Genomic DNA, 8,454 nt, shown 5'->3' with positions numbered 1-8,454 from the left:
ATGGCCCGGCTGATGAAGCCTCTGGCCGGTACGGAGGGCAAGGCCATCCTCTGCGGCAGCCTGGGCCACCTCTTCGCGGTCTGGAGCATGATGGCAGCCGCAGCGGCCCTGATTGGCCTGGTTACAGACTGGCCCCCGTTGAATGGCCAGTGGGGCGTCTGGGCCCTGGTGGCGGTCCTGACTGCTCTCAGCCGGGGGGTCATGGCCTATGGGGAGCAGTACTACAACCATGAGATGGCCTTTAGCATGCTCCGTGACATCCGTACGACAGTCTTCGACAAGATGCGGTCCCTGGCCCCGGCCGGCCTGCGGGACCAGGCGCGCGGAGACATGGTGACGGTGATTACCAACGACATCGAGCTGCTGGAGATTTTCTACGCCCACACCCTATCGCCCATCGCCATCGCTCTAGTGACCTCCTTGGCCAACCTGGCCCTGCTCACCTGGCTCTCGCCCTGGATGGGTCTGGCCGCCCTGGTCTCCTACCTGATCGTCGGTCTGCTCATTCCTATCCTGAGCGCACGGCCCACTTTCAAGATGGCCATGAAGGAACGGACGGCCCAAGCCAACCTGCATTCCCTTCTTCTGGAGACCCTGCAGGGCCGCACAGAGCTGGCGGGGTTGGGCGCTCTAGAGAACACTCGCCGTCGGGTGGGAGCCGCTACGGGCCAGATGTTGGATGCGCGGGGCCGCACCTCTGGGCGGACTATTGCCAACGATTTGGTCACCAACGTGGTCACTCTGATCTGCGCTGGAGTCTTCACTCTGATGGCCTGCCACTTAGGTTCGGCAGGGTTGGTGGATCCTGCACGGGGAATGATCGGACTGGTCGGTTTCCTCTCTTCCTTTGCTCCCTTGATACCTGTGGCTCGGCTCGGAGCTGGCCTGCAGCCTACTCTGGCTGCTGCTCGGCGGGTCTTCTCGCTTTTGGACAAGGAGCCGCCTGTGCGCGAGGTGGAATCCGGTCATGGGAATTACCTGGCGGAGTTCACTGGAGAGGAGGCCAAGGTGGTTTCCTTCTCCTACGCTGTCAAGACTGACACGGGCAAGACTGACCCAGGTAAACATGGCGGTCGAATCGCGGTTTTGGATAATCTGGATCTTTCGATCAAACCTGGCGAGTTGATTGGCATCCAAGGCGCCAACGGGGTTGGCAAGTCCACCTTGATCGACCTGCTGATGCGGTTCCAGGAGCGAAGCGGCGGGGATCTGACCGTTTCCGACCTGCCGATCGAGACCATCCGCACCGCTGATCTGCGTGCCCAGCAGACTCTGGTGAGCCAAGATACCTATATATTTAGCCTTACTTTGGCGGATAACATCGCTCTGGCCCGGCCCGATGCCAGTAGGGAGGATATTGAGCAGGCGGCTCATGATGCCTGCTTGGATGATCTGATCGACCAGCTGCCTGACGGCTTGGATCATCTACTTGCCGACAATGGCTCCGATCTGTCTGAGGGGCAGCGGCAGCGGATAGCATTGGCTCGCGCCTTCCTGAGCTCGGCCCCCTTCATGCTCTTGGACGAGCCCACCAGCAACATGGATGCTCTCTTGGAGGGCCGTGTCCTGACCAGGCTGATTGAGCGGAAGGGTGACCGTACCTGCCTGATTGTCTCTCATCGTCCTTCGGTTCTTGCCCGGGTTGGCCGGCTTCTGACGTTACAGGATGGAAGGCTTGTCTCTGCCTGAGCATCCGCATAAAGAATGAGATGCAATTTATAGTGACGGTTCGAATTGCTGCTCGCAGCCATGATGCTGTCGACATAATTCAAACCGGCATTGGCACATTTAATGAAAGATTCTGGGCGCGGATTCTTTCTGCTGACTCCGCAAATGTAGACGTGGTCCTTGAGCATCTTGTTCAGCGTCTTGACACCCCTCGTTACGCTGCCCTTCGGCGTTCAGCTCGTCGGCTATCGTCTGCAGCAACCTTCATGCCGCCTATTCGTCGAACATCTGCCGTACGAAGAGTATCGTGTCCGTGTCTACGATGTACTTCTTCGTTGCCCTGTTTACCCCGTGCCCGAGCAGCTTATGCCTGTTGCACAGTTCGTGCTCGGCATTGTAGTTCATGCCCCTCCGGATGTCCTGCAACACCTGCCAGCTGTAGTACTTCGTCATTGTGTTTATCAAGCTCTCAATGAGCATGCTCTTGGGACAACTCGTCGGGATATTCTCCGCAGCAGGTGTATTTCGCGGCCCGCCTTCGTATGATCTTCTTGGCCATCGTTAACACGTACTTGTCATGGCCCAGGCTGTCCGCCTTCCAAATGATGACCGTATGAGGCTGGATTTTCGCGACCGCTGACAGCATCAGCTGGAACACCGGGCTTGTGTCAGTGGTGCTGGATATGGCTGCGTTCTCATACTCCCTCACGATGTTAACCTGCCGGTATCTGCCCGCGCTTGTGCAAGCTCCTTCTGCAGCTCGATGCTCGCCTCGTTCTGTGAGAGCGACGACAATGGGTGGTGCGCGATGGCGTGACTGTTGTCGTTCAGCTAGGTTTGCTTCTAGCGTGCCATAATTATTCAACCTCCCTTTGATAAAGCCCGTTGCTACGATGACGACGGACTTGGTTGAATCTATACGAACATCTGCTGAAGCAGACCCTTCTTCAGTTCCTGCCATTTTGCCAGCTCAGCCTTCTCCTTTGCGATAACGTCGTCAATCGACGACAAACAGTTAGCAATCTTGCGCTGTTCCGAAAGAGAAGGGATAGATATGGTTTCGCTTGATACATTTTTCGAATTCAATCCAAGTTGAGCCGATCCAGTTACTTTTCTAGCAAGTCGTTTTTGCGGTCCTGTGGAATTGATGTCATAGTGCATAAATAAGCCATCGACACCCTTGCCGAAGCGCAATCTATACACATGGTCGCCGCATACATATTTGCCATCACATGGTATGTATGCCGTCTTTCCGATAATCAATCCACCGCCTATGTCATCCTTCGGCATTATCAAATCGTCTTTATCTAGCAAGTCTCTAGCTGAATCTGTCAACTTTGTATCAATAATGGAACCATCCGGAGAAACGCTCCCCATGTCCATGACGACGTAGTGGCCGTTTTCACTCAATTCAGACGTAAACGATTTACCAACAAATAAATTTGTGAGTTCGCCTAACGTTTTCTCATCCCAATCAGGGAAATCAGACTCATCGTCAGCCTTGAACTGCAACTTTGGTCGTTTTGCTTCGTTCTCCTCCTCTCCCCGTAGCACCAGCCGCCGTAGCATCGACTCCACTTTGTCAACAACAGCCTTCTTCTCGTCCTCGATATGATTAAGCTCACCCCGCACGGCCTCGAGGTCGACGGGTTCCTCTTCCTCGTACGTATCCACGTAGCGCGGAATGTTTAGATTCCAGTCGTTCGCTTCGATCTCTGACATGTCCGCCACATGGGCGAACTTCTCGATGTCCTCGCGCTTCACGTAGGCATCCACAATCTTCTGAATGTGCTCGTCCTCAAGCGTGTTCTGGTTCTTGCCGGGCTTGAACTCCTTGCTCGCGTCGATGAACAGCACGTTGCTACTATTGCCGTTGCGCTTGGACTTCAGCACCAGCAGGCACACGGGGATGCTCGTGCCGTGGAACAGGTTCGGCGCGAGGCCGATCACGGCGTCGAGACGGTTCAGGTCGCGAACGATGTACTTGCGGATGACCGCCTCAGCGCCGCCGCGGAACAGCACGCCATGGGGCAGCAGGACGGCCACGCGCCCGTCGTCATCGTCCATGTGATAGATCATGTGCTCGACGAAGGCATAGTCGGCGTGGGACTTCGGCGGCAGCTTCCCCGCGCCCGAATACCTCGGGTCATCCAGCAAGGCGGGGTTGCCGTCGTACTTCAGCGAGTACGGTGGGTTGCAGACCTGCACCGTCATCTTCACGTCGCCGTACTTGTCCTCGCGCAGCGTATCGCCCTTGTAAATGTCGAAGTTCTGGTAATCCACGCCGTGCATCAGCATGTTCATGCGCGCGAGGTTGTACGTGGTGGCGTTGTTCTCTTGCCCGTAGAAGTGCCCAACGCGTCCCGTCGTGAGGTGCTTCTGCACCTCAAGCAGCATGGACGCCGAGCCGCACGTGCAGTCGCCCACCGTCTTCGCCTCGTCCAAGCCGACGGTCGCCAACGTCGCCACCAGCTTCGACGGTCCTGTTGGCGTGAAGAACTCGCCGCTCTTCTTGCCGGCGTCCGAGGCGAACAGCCCGATGAGGATCATGTATGCCGTGCCAAGCACGTCGAACTGCGAATCGGACAGCTTGAAATCAATCTCGCTGATTTTCACGATGACCTTGGCGATGAGCGCCGTGCGATCGGCCACGGTATCGCCCAGATCGGGGTCCTGTAGCTTCATATCGTTGAACAGGCCGGAGAATGCCGCCTCGGACGCCTGGCCCATCGTGGAGCCCGTCAGCTCGTTCACCGCGCGCTCGTAATCCTCGACGCTGAACTTGTCGGCGTCGTTCTCGGGACGGACGATTTTGCGGACCAGCTCGCGGAACAGGTTCCCGGGCTTGATGATATAGCCCAGATGCTCGATGGACCACTGCTCGACGATAGGGCGGTAGTTCGCATCGGCGAACGCCTGCTCGTAGCTCAGGCCGTCCTCCTTCAGGATTTCCTCCATATATTCTTCGGTGCGCTCCGACAGGTAGCTGTAGAAAATCGTCCCGAGGATGTAGTTACGGAACTTGGTGGAATCCATGTTTCCGCGCAAATCGTTCGCAATGGCCCAGAGCTTCTGGGATAGCTCGTTCGCCTGCGCCTGATACTTTGTGGAATCAATCATGCCGCTTACTCTCCTTCTGCCCTATAGCGGTTGTAGGTGTCGATGACGAATCCCTTGATGATATTCGTCATCGTCGTGATCTCCAGAAGTCCCTTACGATATGCGGTCAGCTTCTTGCGGACGGCCTCCTCTGAGAAGTTCCCGTTGAAGGTGTACTCCGAGAAGATGTCCTGCACGTCCGTCGCCTCAAGACCGTTTTCATGGGCGAACGTCTCGATCTCGGCCTTGAGGCTCTCGCACTCGAACTGCTCGTAAGCCTGCTGTACGTCGGCGTCTTCCGGCAAGTCGTAGAAGCGCGTTCGGATGAACGCCTCCATGATGTCCTTCCTTGCACGTAGGGCGTCGTTGTCCGAACGCTCAATCTCGCGCATGACAAGGTCGATGTCGCGATCGAGGTTCGCTTCGCTTTTGCGGGCTTTGTGCGCCGACTTCAGCAAGCTTAGGATGTACATCACGTTGATACGGTCGGTACGGACTAGCTCCACGTCGAAATCCACGTCGACGGGCACGGGGACCTTCGGGTTGCGTTTCTTCGACTCGTCGTAATAATACAAATACCAGCTTTTGAAGCCCTCGTATTCCTCCTCGCCGAGAGCCACGGCCAAATCCGCCCACTCGAACTTGCCGAACGTCTTCAGCGTCGCTAGTGTGCCTGAAAGCGAGCGGAACGCGAGGATGAACTGGCGGATGTCATCCTCGCTCTGAAGCTGCCCTGCGTCGTCCACGGTCTGTGCGATCTTGCGGAGGACGGGCACCTGATTCATCCACTTGTTCATGTAATACTCATAGCTTTCGAGCAGATACTCGTTCGGGTCGCCGTCGCCGGAGAACAGCCGCAGAGCATCGTCCTGCGCACGCTTGATATTGCGGTAGGAAACAATCTGTCCGAACTGCTTCGTCACCTTGTCAACTCGGTTCGTACGGCTGTACGCCTGCACCAGGGTGTGCCAGATGAGGTTCTTGTCCAAATAAAGAGTGTTCAACGGCTTCGCGTCGAATCCCGTCAGCATCATATTGACCACCAGCAGGATGTCCACCTGCGGCAGATCCTTCTGCTTCATGCGGCGCGTGATGTCCTTGCGGTATGCATCGAAGGAATCCAGACCGAATGCCGTGCCGAACATCGCGTTGTAGTCATTCATGCAGCGCTCCAGCAGCTCCTGCGAGTGCTCGTCGCCGCCCTCGTCCATGTCGCCGTTGGGCTGATACGTGAAGATGGCGGCCACGCGATACCGTTTGTCGTCATCTCTCATCTCATTCAGCGCCTTGAACGCGTCGTAGTACTTGCCTAGCGTCTTGATGGTGTCCACCGCGAACAGCGCCGTGTATACGTCCTTGCCCTGCGGGTGGGCATGCTGCTCGTGATGCTCAAAGATGTCCTCGGTCACCAAGTGGATACGCTCATCGTTGTGATACAGCGACTCCAAATCGAGGTTGTGGCGTCGGCAATAATCAGGGTCGCCCAGCTGCTCGGGATCGATGCCATTCGCGGCAATATGCTTGGCGAAAATCGTACGTTGGTACTCGACCGAGAAGCGCAAAACGTTTCCGTCCGCAATCGCGTCTTTAATCATGTAGCGATGCAGGCAGGCATCTAGCTTGGGCCCAGCGTAGAACACATCCGCGGTCGTCTTGCCATCCCTGCCGCGATTCGCCTCAAAAATGGGCGTGCCTGTAAAGCCGATATAGTTCGCATTGTTGAAATGGCGCTCGATGTCTCCGTGCATCTTGCCAAACTGGCTGCGATGGCACTCGTCGATGATAAACACAACCTTCTTGTCACGGTACGAATCCATCAGCGACTCATATCGTTTGTTCCTGATGGCGTTCGCCATCTTCTGAATCGTCGTCACAATGAGCTTATGGTCGTCCTGCTTCAGCTGCCTGACCAGTACGGCGGTGGAATCGGAGCCATCCACGCAGTCTTTCTCAAACGAGTTGTACTCGTCCACGGTCTGGTCGTCCAGATCCTTGCGGTCAATCAGGAAGATGACCTTGTCCACACGCGGCTCGTCACGCAGAAGCTGGGCCAACTTAAACGAAGTCAGCGTCTTACCCGAGCCCGTGCACGCGAAGACATAGCCGTTCTTGTTGGAATCCAGCACGCGGCGCTTCGCGGCCTTCACCGCGTAAATCTGATACGGGCGCATGACCATCAGGATAGGCTCAGTGGTCTTGACGACCATGTACTTGTCGAGCATCTCCGTAAGCGTCGAGCGACGCAGGAACTCTGCCGTGAATTCGTCCAACTTGTTGATTCGTGTGTTCTTGTCGTCCGTCCAGAAGAACACGAGGCTCTTCAGAATCGGATTGTAGGAGCCGCCGTCCATCTCGTTCTCGTTACAGAAGTACTTTGTCTGCACGGAATTCGACACCACGAACAGCTGCAAATAATGAAACAGTCCCTTGAATGAGAACTTGCGATAGCGGTTAATCTGGTTGATCGCCTCGTTAATTTCGACACCGGGGCGCTTCAGCTCGATTTGCACCGTTGGCAGGCCGTTGATGAGAATCGTCACATCGTAGCGGTTCTTATAGACGACATCGTCCTTGTGTGCCTTGTCCATCGTTACCTGATGCGTCACCTGATAGATGTTCCGGTCGATGTCGGAGCTGAAGAAAGCCAAATACACTGTCTTCCCGTTATCCAGCGTTAGCACGTACTTATCGCGAATGATTTTCGCAGACTCGTAGACGCTGTGGTTGTTGACATGAATCATCACACGTTCGAACTCAGCATCTGAGAACGTTGCCTTGCCCTTCGCCTCGGTCAGCTTCTCGGCATTGAACGCCGCGAGCTGCTTGCGAAAATTCGCCACGACGTCGTCGTAGTTATACATCTGAACAAACTCATAACCGATCTTCTCGAGCCTGTCGATGAATAGGTTTTCGGCATCGTATTCGGAGACGTGTGCCATCTGTCTGTTTCCCTCCCTGCTTACCACTCATGGTTCGTGATGTACTCGTCAGCCGCCAGACGGAAGAACGCGCTTAGGCTCAGCCCGTAGCCTTCGCGGCAGCTGTCAGGCGCTCCTTGCTGCTTTTCGTCATGGACACCAGTGATGTGGCACGCGTTTCGCACGCCGTGGTTCCAGCGAACGCGTCGGCTTCTTTCCAACTGTGCTTCTTGGCGGCATCAGCCTCGAATGGGTCGAGCATAGCCGTTATATCCTGCTTCTTGGCCATATGCAGCCTCCTCTTTACCGCCTCGCATTAGATACTCATTATCTAACAAGTAACTAATGAGTATCTCATCTCAGTCTTGTTCTACTTCAGCTTTACCCGCTCGAACAGCAGACCAGCGGGCGTTCTCGCCTTGGCGCACATCGTACGTACGGTCCTGGCTGCTTGGCCATGGCCGTCCACGGCGACGGCGGAGCGCTTGAACCCTGTGCCTGCGGTTGCCTCGGACTGCGGCAGCATGACGAGACGTTACGCGCCCAAGGGCTGAAAATAGCTTAAAACGGCAAATTTAGGCCTTCTAGGCCATAAGAACGGAAAAGGAGTGCCTACATTGCGCTCTTTAATCTATAAACAAGCTCAAACTTGTTCCTGAAGAAGATTAGTCCAACGCTTCCTATTTTGTTTTGTGGAGCTAGCCGGATTCGAACCGGCGACCCTCTGCTTGCAAAGCAGATGCGCTACCAGCTGCGCCATAGCCCCGTA

General features: G+C 55.7%; 6 protein-coding genes and 1 tRNA gene. 1 reads left to right on the top strand and 6 read right to left on the bottom strand.

Going from position 1 to position 8,454, the window contains the following annotated elements; translation table 11 throughout:
- The coding region (locus tag AC0AP0_RS06295; protein WP_490429751.1) for an amino acid ABC transporter ATP-binding/permease protein at positions 1-1,689 on the top strand (1,689 nt) is incomplete at its 5' end.
- A gap of 252 nt (positions 1,690-1,941) precedes the next feature.
- On the opposite strand, the gene AC0AP0_RS06290 is transcribed toward AC0AP0_RS06295, so the two are convergent.
- The 6 genes from AC0AP0_RS06290 to AC0AP0_RS06265 all read right to left on the bottom strand — a co-directional run bounded on the left by AC0AP0_RS06290 (position 1,942) and on the right by AC0AP0_RS06265 (position 8,451).
- Positions 1,942-2,148 carry a hypothetical protein gene (locus tag AC0AP0_RS06290; protein ID WP_198206382.1) on the bottom strand — a complete coding sequence of 69 codons (207 nt, stop codon included), beginning with the start codon at positions 2,146-2,148 and terminating at the stop codon, positions 1,942-1,944.
- Positions 2,138-2,629: a recombinase family protein gene (locus tag AC0AP0_RS06285; RefSeq protein ID WP_490429750.1), complete on the bottom strand. Its 492-nt coding sequence runs from the start codon at positions 2,627-2,629 to the stop codon at positions 2,138-2,140. Before AC0AP0_RS06285 ends, AC0AP0_RS06290 begins: the two co-directional genes overlap by 11 nt.
- A complete protein-coding gene (locus AC0AP0_RS06280) occupies positions 2,584-4,788 on the bottom strand; it encodes a type I restriction-modification system subunit M (protein WP_490429749.1) in 2,205 nt (734 codons plus the stop codon). Before AC0AP0_RS06280 ends, AC0AP0_RS06285 begins: the two co-directional genes overlap by 46 nt.
- Positions 4,789-4,793: 5 nt before the next feature.
- Positions 4,794-7,706 carry a type I restriction endonuclease subunit R gene (locus tag AC0AP0_RS06275; RefSeq protein WP_490429748.1) on the bottom strand — a complete coding sequence of 971 codons (2,913 nt, stop codon included), beginning with the start codon at positions 7,704-7,706 and terminating at the stop codon, positions 4,794-4,796.
- Between the two features lie 79 nt (positions 7,707-7,785).
- Positions 7,786-7,974 carry a hypothetical protein gene (locus tag AC0AP0_RS06270; RefSeq protein WP_490429747.1) on the bottom strand — a complete coding sequence of 63 codons (189 nt, stop codon included), beginning with the start codon at positions 7,972-7,974 and terminating at the stop codon, positions 7,786-7,788.
- A 404-nt stretch (positions 7,975-8,378) separates the two neighbouring features.
- A tRNA-Ala gene (locus AC0AP0_RS06265) sits at positions 8,379-8,451 on the bottom strand.
- Positions 8,452-8,454: the final 3 nt, after the last annotated feature.

It is taken from the genome of Bifidobacterium sp. POST2/T3 (B1) (assembly GCF_058197115.1).
Note: the sequence above shows the minus strand (reverse complement) of the source record. Positions and strands in the feature narration are given on the sequence as shown.

Coding starts and splice junctions, on each gene's coding strand:
- AC0AP0_RS06290 (WP_198206382.1), bottom strand. CDS start 2,148: ATGCTCATTGAGAGCTTGATAAACACAATGACGAAGTACTACAGCTGG.
- AC0AP0_RS06285 (WP_490429750.1), bottom strand. CDS start 2,629: ATGGCAGGAACTGAAGAAGGGTCTGCTTCAGCAGATGTTCGTATAGAT.
- AC0AP0_RS06280 (WP_490429749.1), bottom strand. CDS start 4,788: ATGATTGATTCCACAAAGTATCAGGCGCAGGCGAACGAGCTATCCCAG.
- AC0AP0_RS06275 (WP_490429748.1), bottom strand. CDS start 7,706: ATGGCACACGTCTCCGAATACGATGCCGAAAACCTATTCATCGACAGG.
- AC0AP0_RS06270 (WP_490429747.1), bottom strand. CDS start 7,974: ATGGCCAAGAAGCAGGATATAACGGCTATGCTCGACCCATTCGAGGCT.